The sequence below is a fragment of the Pedobacter jeongneungensis genome (assembly GCF_039538295.1).
Classification (GTDB): Bacteria; Bacteroidota; Bacteroidia; order Sphingobacteriales; family Sphingobacteriaceae; genus Pedobacter; species Pedobacter jeongneungensis.
The window spans coordinates 570,157-589,547 of the sequence record NZ_BAABBY010000002.1; the positions used below are offsets into that span (position 1 = coordinate 570,157).

A 19,391-nucleotide genomic window follows, 5' to 3' on the forward strand; every position below is an offset into this window, starting at 1 on the left:
AATTATGAAAAAAAACTTTACTTTAATTTTTACACTGCTCCTCTGTTTCTTCTACATGGGAGCCAGCGCACAGATCCAATTTTGGAGCGATACCTTCGAGGATACCGGAGCGCCAAGTTCCGGGACAAGGGTTCCTTCTGTTGAATTTAACAATGGAAGTCCAACATGGACATCCTACTTTACACGAGCAATCCCATCACAGCTGAATCTGCAAAACGGTGTTTATAATGGTTATCAGGGTATTAAATTTTTTGCAGGCGAGGATATTGATAAAGGTCCAACTAATATTAATAATTCTATCCCTGCAAACCAACAGGTAACCTGGAATAATATCAACATTAGTGGAAAAACAGGTTTATCATTTAAGGGGCTTTTTGCTGCTAACCCACTTGGTGCATGGCAAGGATCTAACTTTAATAATGTGGTACCTCCAGCGTTACCTGCACAGGATTTTCTGGCTTTCGAATATCAGATTGATGGCGGTCCATGGGTGAGGGCAATAGCATTTTATGCCAACCTGGCACCAAATGATGCAGGATCTGCCAGTACACTTCAATTAGAAACTACTGGTGATTTACAAGGAGATGGCGCAAGTTTATCTTATGCTTTTGCAGAATTTGGCGTAAACATTCCGGGAACCGGATCGCTTTTAAATATCAGGATGAATTGCCATGCAAATGCTGTAGGGTCGCAGGAGCTTGCTGTTGATAATTTTCGTTTATTTGAAACGCCAACACCCGTAACACCAACCATTACAACAGGTGCAGCAACAGGCGTAGGATCTTTAAAAGCTACACTGGGTGGAAATGTAACTGCCGATGGCGGAACGCCTGTAACAGAAAGAGGTATTGTATGGGCAACAACGGCTAACCCAACAATTTCTAATAATAAAGTTGCCAATGGAACCGGAACGGGTACTTTTAGTGGTGTTGTTTCTGGTTTACCGGCCGGAACGCTTATTCATTTCAGGGCTTATGCTACCAATACAGCAGGGACAAGTTATGGATCAGATTTAACTTTTACCACCAATGCCGCTTTATCAGCAACAATAAGTAAAACTGATGTATCTTGTTTTGGTGGTTCCAATGGTACGGCAACAGTAAGCATAACAGGTGGCGCTACGCCTTACACGTATTCATGGTCGCCATCGGGAGGAACCGGGGCTACAGCTACCGGTTTAAGTCCTGGAACTTATACCTGTACAATAACAGATAATGAATCTACACAAATTACAAGAAGTATTACCATTAATCAACCCGCTTCAGCAGTATCAGGATTTACCGTAGTAACTAATATTGCTTGTAATGGTGGCACAAACGGGGCTATCAACCTTACGCCAGTAGGCGGTACAGCACCATATACCTTTAACTGGGGTGGTGGAGTTACTACTGAAGACAGAACAGGTTTAGCTGCTGGTAATTATTCGGTTATTATTACCGATGCAAACGGCTGTACAGGTACTGTAAATGTTACGGTAAGTCAGCCTGCTTCAGCAGTGTCGGGAACCAGGGTAATTACTAATGTTGCCTGTAATGGTGGCACAAATGGCTCAATTAATCTTACGCCAACTGGTGGTACTGCACCATATACCTTTAACTGGGGCGGTGGTATTACTACCGAAGACAGAACAGGTTTAGCTGCTGGTAATTATTCGGTTATTATTACCGATGCCAATGGTTGTACAGGTACAGTTACTGCTACCGTAACTCAGCCCACAGCTATATCTGGATCTACAGTTGTAACTAATATTGCTTGTTTTGGCGGTACAACCGGATCAATTAACCTTACGCCAACAGGTGGTACGGCTCCATATACATTTAACTGGGGTGGAGGCATTACTACCGAAGATAGAACAGGTTTAGCGGCTGGTAGTTATTCGGTAATCATTACCGATGCCAATAGCTGTACCGGTACTGTAAATGTTACGGTAACTCAACCTGCTTCAGCGGTATCAGGAACAACAGTAGTAACCAATATTGCTTGTAATGGTGGCACAAACGGGGCTATCAACCTTACGCCAGCAGGCGGTACTGCACCATATACCTTTAACTGGGGTGGTGGAGTTACTACCGAAGACAGAACAGGTTTAGCAGCTGGTAGTTATTCGGTTGTCATTACCGATGCAAACGGCTGTACAGGTACTGTAAATGTTACGGTAACCCAGCCAACTGCGATTAGCACAACAGCTTTAAACCAAACTAACGTTTCATGTTTCGGCGGAACTAATGGTTCTGCTACTGTATCTGCAACAGGAGGAACAGGTTCATATACTTATTTATGGTCACCAAGTGGTGGTACAGCTGCTACGGCAACTGGCTTAGCAGCAGGTACCTATACTGTAACCGTTACGGATGCAAATAATTGTACCAAAACACAAAGTTTTACCATTACCCAGCCAACAGCAATTACTACAACTGGTGCACAAACCAATCTTTCGTGCAACGGCGGAGCTAATGGTAGTGCATCGGTAACTGCAAGCGGCGGAGCTGGTGGTTATACTTATTCATGGTCGCCAAGCGGCGGTACTGCTGCAACGGCAACTGGCCTTACTGCCGGTACCTATGTAGTAACTATAACCGATGCAAACAGTTGTACAGCTACCCGTACATTTACGATTACCCAGCCAACAGCAATTACTACAACCGGCGCACAAACCAATATTTCATGCAACGGCGGAACTAATGGTGCGGCATCGGTAACTGCAAGTGGCGGAGCTGGTGGTTATACTTATTCATGGTCGCCAAGTGGCGGTACTGCTGCTACGGCAACAGGCCTCGCTGCTGGTACCTATGTTGTAACTATAACAGATGCAAATCTTTGTACGGCTACACGTACCTTTACCATTACCCAGCCAACCGCAATTAGTGGCCTTAATTTACAAAGCCAAACAAATGTTTCATGTTTTGGTGGAAGTAACGGTGCTGCGAGTGTTACAGCTGCAACAGGAGGAACAGGAACGATTACATATGATTGGAGTCCTGGTACGCCAACCGGCGATGGAACCCGTAGTGTAACCGGTCTTACCGCAGGTGTTTGGACAGTAACTGCAACTGATGCAAATGGCTGTACCAAAACACAAAGTTTTACCATTACCCAGCCAACAGCAATTACTACAACTGGCGCACAAACCAATATTTCGTGCAACGGCGGAACTAATGGTAGTGCATCGGTAACTGCAAGTGGCGGAGCTGGTGGTTATACTTATTCATGGTCGCCGAGTGGCGGTACTGCCGCTACGGCAACAGGCCTTGCTGCTGGTACTTACACGGTAACCATTACAGATGCAAATCTATGTACAGCTACCCGTACGTTTACAATTACCCAGCCAACAGCCATTACCACAACCGCCGCACAAACCAATCTTTCGTGTAACGGCGGAGCTAATGGTAGTGCATCGGTAACTGCAAGTGGCGGAGCTGGTGGTTATACTTATTCATGGTCGCCAAGTGGCGGTACAGCTGCAATGGCAACAGGCCTTTCTGCCGGTACTTATGTTGTAACTATAACCGATGCAAATCTATGCACGGCTACCCGTACGTTTACGATTACCCAGCCAACTGCAATCACCACAACCGGCGCACAAACCAATCTTTCATGTAATGGCGGATCTAACGGTACGGCATCGGTAGTTGCAAGTGGGGGAGCTGGTGGTTATACTTATTCATGGTCGCCAAGTGGCGGTACTGCCGCTACGGCGACAGGCCTGGCTGCAGGTACTTATACGGTAACCATTAAAGATGCAAATCTATGTACAGCTACCCGTACGTTCACGATTACTCAGCCAACAGCAATTACTACAACCGGCGCACAAACCAATATTTCATGCAATGGCGGAACTAATGGTAGTGCATCGGTAACTGCAAGCGGCGGAGTTGGTGGTTATACTTACTCATGGTCGCCAAGTGGCGGTACTGCTGCAACGGCAACAGGCCTCGCTGCTGGTACTTACACGGTAACCATTACAGATGCAAATCTATGTACAGCTACCCGTACGTTTACGATTACCCAGCCAACAGCAATTACCACAACCGCCGCACAAACCAATCTTTCATGCAATGGAGGGGCTAATGGTAGTGCATCGGTAACTGCAAGCGGCGGAGCTGGTGGTTATACTTACTCATGGTCGCCAAGTGGCGGTACTGCTGCAACGGCAACAGGCCTTTCTGCTGGTACTTATGTCGTAACTATAACCGATGCAAATCTATGCACGGCAACCCGTACGTTTACGATTACCCAGCCAACGGCAATTACCACAACCGGCGCACAAACCAATCTTTCATGTAATGGCGGAGCTAACGGTACGGCATCGGTAACTGCAAGTGGGGGAGCTGGTGGTTATACTTATTCATGGTCGCCAAGTGGCGGTACTGCCGCTACGGCGACAGGCCTTGCTGCAGGTACTTATACGGTAACCATTAGAGATGCAAATCTATGTACAGCTACCCGTACGTTCACGATTACCCAGCCAACAGCAATTACTACAACCGGCGCACAAACCAATATTTCATGCAATGGCGGAACTAATGGTACGGCATCGGTAACCGCAAGCGGCGGAGCTGGTGGTTATACTTATTCATGGTCGCCAAGTGGCGGTACTGCTGCAACGGCAACAGGCCTCGCTGCTGGTACTTACACGGTAACCATTACAGATGCAAATCTATGTACAGCTACCCGTACATTTACGATTACCCAGCCAACTGCAATCACCACAACTGGTGCACAAACCAATATTTCATGCAACGGCGGATCTAACGGTACGGCATCGGTAACTGCAAGCGGCGGAGCTGGTGGTTATACTTATTCATGGTCGCCAAGTGGAGGTACTGCTGCAACGGCGACAGGCCTGGCTGCAGGTACTTATACGGTAACCATTACAGATGCAAATCTATGTACGGCAACCCGTACGTTCACGATTACCCAGCCAACAGCAATTACTACAACCGCCGCACAAACCAATCTTTCATGCAACGGCGGAGCTAATGGTAGTGCATCGGTAACTGCAAGCGGCGGAGCTGGTGGTTATACTTATTCATGGTCGCCAAGTGGCGGTACTGCTGCAACGGCAACAGGCCTTTCTGCTGGTACTTATGTCGTAACTATAACCGATGCAAATCTATGCACAGCTACCCGTACATTTACGATTACCCAGCCAACTGCAATCACCACAACTGGTGCACAAACCAATCTTTCATGTAATGGCGGATCTAACGGTACGGCATCGGTAACTGCAAGTGGGGGAGCTGGTGGTTATACCTATTCATGGTCGCCAAGTGGCGGTACTGCTGCAACGGCAACAGGCCTTTCTGCTGGTACTTATACGGTAACCATTAAAGATGCAAATTTATGTACAGCAACCCGTACCTTTACCATTACCCAGCCAACGGCAATCACCACAACTGGTGCACAAACCAATCTTTCATGCAACGGCGGAGCTAATGGTAGTGCATCGGTAACTGCAAGCGGCGGAGCTGGTGGTTATACCTATTCATGGTCGCCAAGTGGCGGTACTGCCGCTACGGCAACAGGCCTTACAGCCGGTACTTACACAGTAACCATTACAGATGCAAATCTATGTACAGCTACCCGTACATTTACAATTACCCAGCCAACAGCAATTGTTGTTACCCCTTCACAAACCAATATCATTTGTAACGGTGCCAACAATGGTTCGGCTACAGTTAATGTAACCGGCGGAACAGGAGCTTACACTTATTTATGGGCACCTAGCGGTGGTACAGGGGCAACAGCTACAGGTTTAGCTGCTGGTACCTATACCGTAACCATCAAAGATGCCAACCTTTGTCAAACAACACAAAGCTTTACCATCACACAACCAGCAGCACTTGTTGTTTCAGCTGGAGCGAAAACCAATGTGAGTTGTAATGGTGCAGGCAATGGTTCGGCTACAGTTAATGTAACAGGCGGTACCGGAACTTATACCTATTCGTGGGCTCCAAGCGGGGGTACTGCTGCAACGGCTACAGGCCTGGCCGCAGGAACCTATACCGTAACAGTTACAGATGCCAACCTTTGCCAAACTACACAAAGCTTTACCATTACGCAGCCGGCAGCACTTGTTGCATCAGCTGGCGCACAATCAAATGTGCTTTGTAATGGAGGTTCAACCGGCACTGCTACAGTTAATGTAACCGGCGGTACCGGAGCATATACCTATTCGTGGGCTCCAGGCGGGGGGACTGCTGCAACGGCTACAGGCCTGGCTGCAGGTACCTATACTGTAACAGTTACAGATGCTAACCTTTGCCAAACCACACAAAGCTTTACCATTACGCAACCGGCAGCATTGGGTATTACTACTGCGAGTCTTCCTTCATCTCACGTTGCGGTATCTTATACTCAGGCAATTAATGCCACTGGTGGAAATGGAACCTATACTTATGCTGTAACCACCGGCAATTTACCTGCAGGCTTAACATTAAGCAGCGCCGGTAACATCACCGGAACACCAACAGCATCTGGTACATTTAATTTTGTGATTACAGTAACAGAAAGTGGTTGTAGCCAAACAGCTTCAAAAGCATTTACAATCGAATCAATTACAAGTGCGCAAACCATAACATTCGCAGCGCTTCCAGCACAAACGTTTGGAAACAGTCCGTTAACGCTTACTGGAACTGCTAGTTCTGGTTTACCGCTAACCTATACCTCAAGTAACACGTCGGTAGCTACTATAAGCGGTAATGTGTTAACAATTACAGGTGCTGGTACGGCAGATATTACCGCATCACAAGCTGGTGGTTCAGGTTATGATCCAGCCACAGATGTAGTACAAATATTAACCGTAAATAAAGCAAATGCAACCATTACCCTGGGTAATTTAGCGCAGGTGTTCGACGGCGCTCCGAAATCAGCAACAGCAACAACCAGCCCTTCAGGTTTAACCGGAGTAAGCATTACTTATGATGGTTTATCAACTGCTCCAACGGCGGCTGGTACTTATGCAGTTTCGGCAACGTTAACCAATAACAATTATACCGCTACTGCGGCAACAGGAAGTTTGGTGATCTCTCCAAAAACAATCACGGTAACCGCAGCAGCGAAAAGCAAAACCTATGGCGATGCTGATCCTGCATTAACCTATACTTTTGCTCCGGCATTGGTAGGTACTGATGCCTTTACAGGATCACTGACCAGAACATCTGGCGAAAATATCGGTACTTATGGCATTAACCAGGGTACCTTAGCTTTAAGTCCTAATTACACCTTAACTTACGTTGGTGCTGATTTAACTATCGGTAAGAAAACGATCACGGTAACCGCAGCAGCGAAAAGCAAAACCTATGGCGATGCTGATCCGGCCTTAACCTATACTTTTGCTCCGGCATTGGTAGGTACTGATGCCTTTACAGGATCACTGACCAGAACAGCTGGTGAAAATATCGGTACTTATGGCATCAACCAGGGTACATTAACCTTGAGTCCTAATTACACCTTAACTTATGTTGGTGCTGATTTAACCATCGGTAAGAAAACCATCACGGTAACCGCAGCAGCGAAAAGCAAAACTTATGGCGATGCTGATCCGGCCTTAACCTATACTTTTGCTCCGGCGTTGGTAGGTACTGATGCCTTTACAGGATCACTGACCAGAACAGCTGGTGAAAATATCGGTACTTATGGCATCAACCAGGGTACATTAACCTTGAGTCCTAATTACACCTTAACTTATGTTGGTGCTGATTTAACCATCGGTAAGAAAACCATCACGGTAACCGCAGCAGCGAAAAGCAAAACTTATGGCGATGCTGATCCGGCCTTAACCTATACTTTTGCTCCGGCGTTGGTAGGTACTGATGCCTTTACAGGATCACTGACCAGAACAGCTGGTGAGAACATCGGTACTTATGGCATTAACCAGGGTACTTTAGCTTTAAGTCCTAATTATACCTTAACTTATGTTGGTGCTGATTTAACCATCGGTAAGAAAACAGTAACGGTAACCGCAGCAGCGAAAAGTAAAACCTATGGCGATGCTGATCCTGCATTAACCTATACTTTTGCTCCGGCATTGGTAGGTACTGATGCCTTTACAGGATCACTGACCAGAACAGCTGGTGAGAACATCGGTACTTATGGCATTAACCAGGGTACGTTAGCTTTAAGTCCTAATTACACCTTAACTTATGTAGGTGCTGATTTAACCATCGGTAAGAAAACGATCACGGTAACCGCAGCAGCGAAAAGCAAAACCTATGGCGATGCTGATCCTGCCTTAACCTATACTTTTGCTCCGGCATTGGTAGGTACTGATGCCTTTACAGGATCACTAACCAGAACAGCTGGCGAAAATATCGGTACTTATGGCATTAACCAGGGTACATTAGCTTTAAGCCCTAATTATACCTTAACTTATGTTGGTGCTGATTTAACCATCGGTAAGAAAACAGTAACGGTAACCGCAGCAGCGAAAAGTAAAGCCTATGGCGATGCTGATCCGGCCTTAACTTATACCTTTGCTCCGGCATTGGTAGGTACTGATGCCTTTACAGGATCACTGACCAGAACAGCTGGAGAAACTATCGGTACTTATGGCATCAATCAGGGTACATTAGCTTTAAATCCTAATTACACCTTAACTTATGTTGGTGCTAATTTAACCATCACTAAGAAAACGATCACCGTAACCGCTACCGCTAAGAGCAAAACGTATGGTGATGCCGATCCGGCTTTAACTTATACATTCGCTCCGGCGTTGATTACAGGCGATAGCTTTACAGGATCATTAACCCGTACAGCTGGTGAAAATGTAGGTAATTATGCCATCAATCAGGGTACACTTGCCTTAAACAGCAACTACACCTTAACTTATGTTGGTGCCAACCTTACAATAAGCGCTAAAACCATTACGGTAACTGCGGCAGCGAAGAGTAAAACCTATGGCGATACCGATCCTGCTTTAACCTATACTTTTGCTCCGGCATTACAAACAGGTGATAGCTTTAGCGGAAGTTTAACCAGAACAGCTGGAGAAAACGCAGGTACATATGCAATTAATCAGGGTACAGTTGCTTTAAACGGCAACTATGCAATTACTTATGTAGGCGCTAATCTCACCATTAACAAAGCAGTACTTACCGTTACGGCGAGCAATGCAGTAATGTGCCAGTCTGACGGTTTCCCAACATTTGCAGTAACATACAGTGGCTTTAAAGCAGGCGATACCGAAAGTTCGTTAAGCACTAAACCTACCGTAACCACCACGGCAAACAGAAATGTAGCCGGTACATACGCACTCGTTCCGGCAAATGCTGTGGCAGGCAACTATAGTTTTGTGTATGTAAATGGTACCCTAACCATAAACGCGCTTCCAACGGCAAACATCGTAAGCAATAAAGGTACTGAGATCAGTAAAGGTGAAACTGCAATATTAACAGCAAGTGGTGGTACAAGCTACAGCTGGTCTGCAGCAAGCGGAATCATTAGTGGTCAGAACACAGCTACACTTACTGTCCGCCCGGCACAAACCACAACTTATACGGTTCGTGTAACCAATGCAAGCGGATGTAGCAGTATATCAACAATCACCATTAAAGTGAACGAAGATTACAAAGTTGTAGCCAATAACATCTTAACACCTAACGGCGATGGTGTGAATGATACCTGGATTATACAAAACATCGACATGTATCCAAGCAACGAAGTGAGGATATTCGACCGCAATGGTAGAGAAATGTATAATAAAAAAGGATATGATAACAGCTGGAACGGAACAATTGGCGGAAACGATCTTGCCGAAGGTACCTACTACTACATCATAACTTATGGACCAGATAAACTTGTTCAAAAAGGATTTATCACGATTATCAGAAACCGTTAAGAAAAATGAAAACGATGAAAACAAAAATATTGATACTGCTTGCTCTTATCGGGGTTTCGAAGGTAAGCGCACAAACCAGTCCGTTGTTAAACCAATATTTCAATAATACCTATCTCGCTAACCCGGCAATGGCCGGGGTAGCAGAAGGTGCGGATTTAGATCTTGCTTTCCGCTCGCAGTGGAACGATGTGCCTGGAGCACCTATGATTCAGAACCTTACCGCTACCTACGGTTGGGAAAGGGTAGGCGTTGGGTTAAACATGAACCTTGATAAGGCTGGTTTGCAGAGGCAAACACGTATCCTGGCAACTTATGCATATCATCTTCCTCTCAGTGAATCGGCTAAATTACACTTCGGTTTATCAGCAGGTTTTATGAACCAGAGAATAGATATGCAGGATCTTATTGGTAACCCTAACGATGGCCAGATAGGTGTTTACAATACCGACCATAAAACATATTTTGATGGAGACTTCGGAGTGGGGCTAACCACTAAAGGCTTTAATGCCGATGTGGCCATGGTAAACCTGAAAAATTATTTCAAAAGAGATAATTTTAAACTGATCAATACCCCTGTGGTATATGCTTCGGCAGGTTACAAGTTCCAATTGGGCGATAATGTTTTCCAGCCAAAGGTAGCTTATCGTTCATTTACAGAAATCGCAGATATTGTTGATGTTGGCGGTCAGTTTGGTGTTGCTAACCAACAGGTACTGTTTACAGCCATGTACCATACCAGTAAAGCCGCAAGTTTTGGAGTAGGCTTACATTACAAAAAGAAATACACCATTAATACTTCTTACACTACTCAAACCGGTGCATTAAGCGGTTATACTGCAGGAAGTTTCGAAATCAATTTAGGTATCAATTGGTAACAAACCTACACGTTAAACCAATACGATAAATTTATAAAAACGGGCGCCATTTGGTGTCCGTTTTTTTTTGACTAAAACAGACAGCAGAAATACTGCTGATCTATCAATAAAAGGTCTGTTAAACTTTCTTCTTTAATCGCAATGCATAAGCTTTTGAGTCTCGTCTGAGGGATAATAATCTGTTAATAATATCCAAAACACGAATAGAGCGGCAAATATATTCTTTTCGACTCCTTTTTATCGTTTTTTGCCATTTGTGAGAGAATCTGCAAAATTATTCAGGCTCATTTTCAGTAGTTTGAGAGATTGTATTTGCAGGTATGATTTAGGTTTTTACTTTTGCGTTCATGGTCGTTACGGTATTGGCTATCCTGGAGACAGATTTTGTTCCTGATAAAGCACTTTCGAGATTAATGAATGGACGTTTGCAGCAAGCGGCTGATGAGCTGCGCGATCAACATCTTGCCTTTCTTGCTGATGTTGGTGAGCGTAACGATGATATCATTATTTACATCAGTTATAATCCGAAATATAAAATCCGCTTCCGCGTAGTGAATGATGTGCCTTCGAAAATTGAAGCAAAGGTAATTGATATCTGCGGAATGCTGGGCTACCTGCATTGGCAAACCGGTGTGCTCAACGTGGTACGTAATCTGGGCATTGCCGGCGAGGAAGATAAATAGTTTTTCTGGTTCACTGGTTTATTGGTCATTGGTTTATTGGTCATTTGTTAATTGGTTATTGAAAATTGAGAACTGTTAACTGAAAACTGTTAACCGAAAACCTCCATCCAAAATTATCCATCAGGCATTAGCAATATTTCCACTTCTTTTTTAACTTCGTAACGGGCATATCACGTTCAAAACGTTGTTTTGCTATTTATCCCTATTATGATCCTTGATAAAGAAATTCTGGCCGGGCTTATTGAAGGCTCACCTTACCCTATATACCTGATCCTTGGTGAAGAACTTCGCGTTGCTTTGGCAAATGCCGCAACATTAAAAGCCTGGGGAAAAGATGCTTCTGTAATTGGCAAACGGTTTTTAGAAGCACTCCCTGAAATTGATGGTCAGCCTTTTGAAGCATTGTTACGCCAGGTAATGAGAACGGGAGAAGCTTATTACGCGGTAAACGATCGTGCCGACCTGATGATTGACGGCCAGCTCAAAACTTTTTATTATACCTTTTCCTACCAGCCCGTTAAGGATGCAGATCACCAAGTGATAGGTGTAGTTTGTTACGCAACAGATGTTACCCAGCTGGTAGAATCGGCAAGTAACATTAGCCGGATGGGTTTAGAAGCGGTAGAAAACAATGAAAGATTAGCAGCCATAAACGAAGCGCTTGCCGCCAGCAACGAGGAACTCGCCACAACGAATGAAGAACTTACCGAATCGACACGTTTACTCGAACTTAGCGAAGGAAGGTTCAGAAGCCTGATCCAGCAAGCTCCTTTTGCCATTTGTGTAATCAGGGCGAATGATTTGGTAGTGACTGAACTAAACGACCGCTATTTAGAACTCGTGGGAAAAGAACGTACTCAATTGGATGGAAAACCCATTTGGGATGGCGTGCCCGAAGCAGCCGAAGTTTACGCCCCGGTAATGGAGAAAGTTTTTCAGTCGGGCGAAGCATTTTTTGCAAAAGAAGCGGAGCTCACGCTTATCCGGAACGGATTGGCAGAACAGGTTTTTGTCGATTTTGTATATGAACCCGTAAGTGATCTGTCAGGAAACGTTTCTGCAGTAATGGTGGTTGGTATCGATGTATCCGAAAAAGTGCGCACCCGGCATGCAGTAGAAGAAGTAGAAGAACGCATCCGCCTAGCGGTAGAAGCAGCAGAAATAGGCACCTACGACCTCAATTATAAAACTGGCGAACTGGTGGGCTCAGCCCGTTTTGATGAAATTTTTGGTCTTGGAAATGGAGTAAACCGCGAAACCATTATTGATCATTATCACCCCGATGATGTCCATTTAAGTGTTCTGGCACATGAGGAGGCCAGGAAAACAGGGCGGATTTTTTACGAGGCCAGGTACATCCCCAAAGGCTTGCCTTTAAAATGGCTCAGGTTTCAGGCAAAAGTTTATTTTGATGCAAACGGAAACCGTTTGCGCACGCTTGGTACGGTGATGGATATTACCGTGTACAAAGCCCTGCAACAGCAAAAAGACGATTTTATTTCAATTGCCAGTCACGAACTCAAAACCCCTTTAACCACATTAAAAGCTTCGCTTCAGTTATTGGTAAGGATGCGCGAAAACCCCAATACGGTGCTTTTTCCAAAAGTGATTGATCAGGCGTCCAGGAGTATGGATAAAATTACCGAACTGGTAGATGATCTGCTCAATGTATCCAAAATTAACCAGGGGCATGTTGGCCTTAAAAAGAACTGGTTTAACCTTAGCGATATGCTCGAAAAATGCTGTATCCACGTAAGGGAATCTGGTAGTCACGAATTGATTTTAGAAGGCGATAAAAGCCTGATGGTTTATGCCGATGAACACCGTATTGATCAGGTTGTGGTTAATCTGGTTAACAATGCCGTAAAATATGCGCCAGACTCCAGGGAGATTTTTCTGGGCATAAAATCATTAGGTGAGATGGTAAAGGTTTCTGTCCGCGATAATGGCCCCGGAATCCCTGCTGATAAACTTCCGCACCTGTTCGACCGCTATTTCAGGGCCGATGAAAGGGGTACCCAGGTTTCGGGCCTTGGTTTAGGGCTTTTTATCTGTGCAGATATTGTGCAGCGCCACGGTGGCGAAATTGGCGTAGAAAGTGAACCCGGACAGGGCAGTAATTTTTACTTTACGCTTCCGCTTGGTGAAAAAGAAGAATAAATGTTGCGCTGATGATGTTTTTTAAATGGTCTCTTTTACCATATTAATTAAATGATCAATGTCGAATGGTTTAGAAATAAACCCATCTGCCTTACATTGGTTTTTCATCGTAATCAAGTCTGCATGTGCACTCATCATCAGTACAGGCACATTACTGGTCGCTTTTTCTGATTTTAACATATCGCAAACATTCAGGCCATTTCCATCAGGAAGCATTACATCAAGCAGGAAAAGATCAGGCACTGTATTACATTTTCTGCTCATAAAATCATTTACATTTGCAAAGCCTGTAACTTCATAATCTTCCTGCGAAAAAATAAGTTCAACGATTTCCCTGATTCCCTGATCATCTTCGAGAATGCTGATTTTTTTTCCCATATAGTTAGTACATATTAGTTCGTGTATCGGATAGACAATCCGCAATAAAGATAATTTGTTTTAAGAAATTCTGTATTTTATTTAACATTTTTGTTGGGGAAGCCGTTTATGGGTCGTTGGTTCATTAGTCATTTGTTAATTGGTCATTGGTTCATTAGTCATTTGTTCATTCTTTCATTTGATCATTTTTCAAATAACTTACTTCGATCCCATATCTTTGCCACATGAAAACCACATCTGCAGCAAGAAATATCTTTATCCTGCTTGGCTTTATTTTTATCCCGTTTTTAAGTTATGCAAGTGCTTACTGGATGGAAATTAAAGGTTCGGGAAAAGCCGGCGAAAAAGTAACCGTTCAGCTCATTTATGGCAATATCGATGATTTAGGATTCCGCCACAGGCAAACCGGTAAAGAACTTCAGCTTGCGGGAGCGTTCAGCTTTAGCCTGATCGATCCTTCCGGCATAAAAACGATCCTCCAAATCAACCAGAAAGCCGACTGCTGGGAAACTTCATTTACACCAAAAAATAAGGGCACATACCGCATATTGGGAATCAATAATACTCACCCCGTGGTAGACCGGTCTGCAATTGGCGGAGAAAATGTACTGCCGGTTGATTATCTCTGCAGTCAATATGTTGTAGGTTTGGCACAAGTACAATTAACGCCAATGCAATTTCTTGATCTCACCATTACAAAAGATGGGAAAATGATTAAAGTTGAAGCTTTTCAAAATAACGTTCCGGCAAAGGCCAAAACTAAACTCAGGGTTTTTAACCCCGAAAACTGGGAAAAAGAATTGGTATTGGATGAAAAGGGAACCGCGGTTTTTTCGGCTGCCACGAAAGGAATGTATATTATTCGCTTAGATTGGGTCGATCAGAAAGGGGGCAGTTATCAGGGAGTTGCTTATTCAGGTATCCGCCACAGGTGTAATTATTGTCTGTTTATTGAATAGATGATGTTAAATTTCTAATCCCTCATAATTATTTAGACTAATTATAAATAATGTTTTTATATTTGCGCGAATATTCAGACATCCTTATAATTATCATTTAATGAAATTTTTTTACTTCATGTTATTGTCCTGCTTTTTGTTTGCAGGCAACACCGTTTTTGCCCAATTCCCCGGAAAAATATCCGGTAAGGTAAGTTTGGTAAATGGCCAGCCTTATGCCTCGGCATCGGTTTCCCTTTTAGAAATCAATAAAACAACCCTTACAGATGAGCAGGGAAATTACTTTTTTTCTAATATCGTTCCCGGAAGTTACACTGTAAGGATTCAGGTATTGGGTTCTCCTCAAAAAGACTTAAAAATAACTGTTGTAGCAGGCGAAACTGCCACTGCAGATTACCGTTTGGAAAAAGAGAATGTACAGGCATTGCAAGAGGTTACCGTGGCAGGTGCAACCAACAAATTTACGCAGAAAGAAAGTGTGTACATTGCCCGTTTGCCACTTAAAAATCTCGAAAATCCGCAGGTGTACAACTCCGTTCCGAAAGCATTATTTCAGGAACAGATGGCTGTTGATTTAGGAAGCATCGCTAAAAATGTTCCGGGTGCAGGTATCCCGATGATTGCCAACCAGGGCCGTGTTACTTTCCGCTCGCGTGGGTTCGATACCGAGCCAAATGCACGTAACGGGGTTGCCGGGGCAGCTTTTTCGTTTATCGATCCGGCCAATCTGGAACGTATTGAAGCCATAAAAGGTCCATCTGCTACACTTTTCGGTAACAGCATTTCGAGCAGTTATGGTGGTTTATACAACCGTGTAACCAAAAAACCTTACAATGGTTTTGGTGGCGAAGTAGGTTACACTACCGGAAGCTGGAATTTTAACAGGTTAACCGTAGATGTAAATACACCAATTAATGCCGATAGAACTGCTTTGTTTCGTTTAAACGGGGCTACCACCTGGGAACATAGCTTTCAGGAGCAGGGTTTTACAAACAGTGTAAGTGTTGCACCTAGTTTCTCTTACCAGATTACCGATCGTTTATCTTTATTGCTTGATGTAGAGTTTGGTCAGGCTACCGGAACTTCGGTAGTGAGGTATAATCCTTACACTGCTGTTCCTGCAGGCGTTGCCGAAATTACCAGATCAATTGCAGATAGTGGTTTTCCGTATAATAAAACCTTCCTGAGCAACGATCTGCCTTACAAAACACAGATGATGAACATTTTTGGGCAGATTAATTATAAAATTTCAGAAGAGTGGACTTCACAAACCGTTATTTCACGGGCTCGTTCGTCAATCAGTGGAAATATTACAGCTTTAAATTCAAGGTCTGAAACCACCATACGTCCGCAAATTATTAATGGCTATACCCAGTTTATTGCTACAGATATCCAGCAGAACTTTGTAGGTGATTTTAAAATTGCCGGTCATCGGAACCGTATGGTTGTTGGTGTAGATTATTATAACAATTTTAACGATTTCGACCGTGTTACCGTAAACTGGCCAACTGATGTTGATTTTATCAATACCCCAACTACTTACCGCATCAGCCAGTTTAAGGTTGATTCGTTAACTTCCAGAGGTACGTTAAGGAAAGAATACAATGGCGATAACACCTATTCAGCTTACGTTTCAGACGTTTTTAGTATCGCCGACAGGTTAAATGCCATGTTGAGTTTAAGGGTAAACCGTTTCCAGAATAAAGGGGTTTACAACATTATTACCGGGCAACTTTCTGGTGGTATTGCTACGGCTACTGCTGCAAATAGTCCTTATGGACAAACCAACCTTTCACCAAAACTGGGATTGGTTTATGAAGTGTATAAAGATCATTTATCGTTGTTTGGAAATTACATGAACGGCTTTTTTAACAAAAGCGGACTTAAAAGCGATGGCAGCAGGGTAGATGCAGAATATGCCGATCAGATGGAGTTTGGTGCAAAAGCTGATCTGTTTGATCACCGCCTGGTGGGTACCATCAGTTATTACGACATTAAGGTTAAAAATATTGTACGCCCTGATCCTGTAGATCCGGTTAACTTTTTTATTCAGGACGGCGGGCAATTGAGCAGGGGATTGGAAGTAGAATTAACAGCAAATCCTTTTGACGGCTTAAACATTGTGGCAGGTTATGCTTATAACGACAGTAAAGTTACTGCAGCTGCAGATCCACGCAATAATGGTCTTCGCCCGGGGGTTACCGGACCGCCAAACACGTATAACTTCTGGGTGAGCTACCGTATTCCGATGGGTAAATTTAAAGGACTTGGTGCAGGTGTAGGAGGCAACATTGGCGACCAGTCGTATTATATCAACACTTATCCAACGCTTACAGGTGGTTTATCGAGATTTATTATTCCATCGTATAAAATATTTGATGCAAGTGTTTTTTACGATCATGCTAAATTCCGTATCGGATTTAAAGTAGATAACCTAACGAGTGAAAAAGCCTGGTCTGTACGCCTAACGCCACAGGCTCCGGCAAGATTTACGGGAAACTTTATATTGAAGTTTTAAGAGAGGGAAAACTTCCCAAAATGCCGTCATTTCGAGCGGAGTGCAACAAGTCGAGAACCCGAAGGCGCTGCGAAGCAAAACCTGTCTCGGGATAGATCTTCGCTCCACTGCGTTTTCGAGATGACGGCCATTTTATATTACTTGTCATCCTGAGCTTGTCGAAGGATCTACATTCGCTTCGTTTTGGAGATGACGGCTTTTTTATTAAGCTACCACTGCCTTTTTCTTCTTCTTACCTCTGCCTAAATAAATCAATAAGCCGGTAATCGGCAACGATGCTGTGAATAATGCCACAATAAACATCAGCAATTTGGTCGGCCAGCCAAAAATGCTACCTGTATGGATCGGTTTGTTCAGTTTACGAAGCTGATTACCCAAACTTAAACCTGTAAACGGACGTTTTTCGATCAGTTCGCCATTGCGGTTGTTAAAATAAGCCTGATCTGTTGTATTTACTCTTGCTTCGCCGTTTTCTTTCGACACAAATACAGGCTTATCCTTCTTATCAGGGAAATTTATGGTTAAATCACCCTGATGCGCATAAATCGTGTTGGTTGCCGATATGATTTTTTCATAAAGTCCAGCTTCCTTTTTTCCTTTTACTTCAGGTTGTTTCACCACTTCGGGTTTTGAAATTTTTCCATCGGTAAGTTTAAACATCATGTTTTCCACCCAATCGTAACTCCAGATCAATCCGGTTAAAGTGATGAGGAAAAGTAAAATCATTACATAAAAACCTCCCACGGCATGCAGGTCCCAGTTTGTTCTTTTAAACGAAGCATTTTGCTTAACAACTAAACGCTGTTTTAATACTTTCCTGTTTTTTGGCCACCAGAGATAAAGCCCGCTAATCGTCATAAAAAAAGTAATCGCACAAGAAATGCCTGTAATGGTTTTTCCAACCGTTCCGGCAAGTAAAAAACGATGAAGATTGAGTACAACAACGAAAAAACGCTTATTTTCTTTTCCTTTTGAAAGGATTTCACCAGAATAAGGGTTAAGGTACACATAATCATAGCCAGCCTTTTTGGTACCAAAAGTTGCTTTTACACTTCTGCTAGGTTCAGCTGGTAAGATCATCCTGAAGATTTTCTTTTTGGGAAAATTTGTTTTGGCAATGGAAACCAGCGAATCTGCCGGTAAGCGTTCGGCTTTTGGTGTTACCTGTTGTTCTTTCGAAAACAGCAAGGGGGTAAGCTCATCTTCAAAAGAGAGGATGCAGCCCGTTAAGGCAACTATAATCAACACACTTCCTGCCAAAAGCCCGAGCCAGAGGTGAAGAAATGAAACTGTTTTACTAAGGAGAGATTTTGATGCGTTTTTTTTAGCTGCAGTTTTTTTGATTGTGCCTAAGCTCATGAAATGTTTGTTGGCTATCTTAAGATAGAATTATAGCTGCAAAAGTAAGTTAATTTAGAATAAATTAAAATAAGATTCTGCGCTGAATTGCCTCTGCTATAATATTATTACATACTGCCGGTAGTAAGGTTTTAATTGCAATGACGACCTCATGCTGGCTGCCATTTGCCAAAAACTGTCACTGATTTTTATCAATAAATAATTTCACCATTAAGGAATTAAGAACATTAAGATATAGTTAATTTCTAATTCATTTGCTAACTGATCATTGAAATTCCATCATCCATTTTACCTTTTCCATCCTAAAAGATCCTTCAACTTCGTTCAGGATGACAACACGAGTTGAATTTTCCGTGTTTCCGCGCCTCTGTGGCTCAATACTAGGGCTATCGCTAACTGATCATTGGTGATTCATTTCCATCATCCATTTTACCTTTTCCATCTTAAAGATCCTTCGACAAGCTACCATTGACAGATTTAGAAAGGTCGTCATTGCTGTAAAGGTTTAGTAATTCGGTAATGAACTAGAGTTATTTTTTGTTATTTATATTTGCCATTTCCGCCGGTTTTTTACCATTAATTCCCTGGTGTGGTCTTTCCCAGTTATAATAAACAATATAC

At 43.4% G+C, this 19,391-nt stretch carries 8 protein-coding genes; 6 read left to right on the forward strand and 2 right to left on the reverse strand.

Going from position 1 to position 19,391, the window contains the following annotated elements; all coding sequences use genetic code 11:
• The first annotated feature begins 4 nt into the window (after positions 1-4).
• From ABD769_RS06045 to ABD769_RS06060, 4 genes are all read left to right on the forward strand, one after another.
• Complete coding sequence (locus tag ABD769_RS06045; protein ID WP_344850264.1) at positions 5-9,838, forward strand: MBG domain-containing protein; 9,834 nt, start codon at positions 5-7, stop codon at positions 9,836-9,838.
• 14 nt (positions 9,839-9,852) lie between these two features.
• Positions 9,853-10,713 (forward strand): PorP/SprF family type IX secretion system membrane protein, encoded by an 861-nt coding sequence (locus ABD769_RS06050; protein ID WP_344850267.1) that lies wholly within the window; start codon positions 9,853-9,855, stop codon positions 10,711-10,713.
• 347 nt (positions 10,714-11,060) lie between these two features.
• Positions 11,061-11,396 carry a hypothetical protein gene (locus ABD769_RS06055; RefSeq protein WP_344850269.1) on the forward strand — a complete coding sequence of 112 codons (336 nt, stop codon included), beginning with the start codon at positions 11,061-11,063 and terminating at the stop codon, positions 11,394-11,396.
• 207 nt (positions 11,397-11,603) lie between these two features.
• Positions 11,604-13,556: a PAS domain-containing sensor histidine kinase gene (locus ABD769_RS06060; RefSeq protein WP_344850270.1), complete on the forward strand. Its 1,953-nt coding sequence runs from the start codon at positions 11,604-11,606 to the stop codon at positions 13,554-13,556.
• 21 nt (positions 13,557-13,577) lie between these two features.
• Here the strand turns inward: ABD769_RS06060 and ABD769_RS06065 are convergent, their stop codons facing one another.
• Positions 13,578-13,934 (reverse strand): response regulator transcription factor, encoded by a 357-nt coding sequence (locus ABD769_RS06065; protein WP_344850272.1) that lies wholly within the window; start codon positions 13,932-13,934, stop codon positions 13,578-13,580.
• A gap of 224 nt (positions 13,935-14,158) precedes the next feature.
• Here ABD769_RS06065 and ABD769_RS06070 point away from each other — a divergent pair, with 224 nt between their 5' ends.
• Together ABD769_RS06070 and ABD769_RS06075 are read left to right on the forward strand one after the other, a co-directional pair.
• Positions 14,159-14,893, forward strand: a complete 735-nt coding sequence (locus ABD769_RS06070) for a hypothetical protein (RefSeq protein ID WP_344850273.1) — start codon at positions 14,159-14,161, stop codon at positions 14,891-14,893.
• Positions 14,894-14,993: 100 nt separating this feature from the next.
• Positions 14,994-17,411 (forward strand): TonB-dependent receptor domain-containing protein, encoded by a 2,418-nt coding sequence (locus ABD769_RS06075; protein WP_344850275.1) that lies wholly within the window; start codon positions 14,994-14,996, stop codon positions 17,409-17,411.
• Positions 17,412-17,615: 204 nt separating this feature from the next.
• Here ABD769_RS06075 and ABD769_RS06080 read toward each other — a convergent pair whose 3' ends face one another.
• A complete protein-coding gene (locus ABD769_RS06080) occupies positions 17,616-18,770 on the reverse strand; it encodes a PepSY-associated TM helix domain-containing protein (RefSeq protein WP_344850277.1) in 1,155 nt (384 codons plus the stop codon).
• Positions 18,771-19,391: the final 621 nt, after the last annotated feature.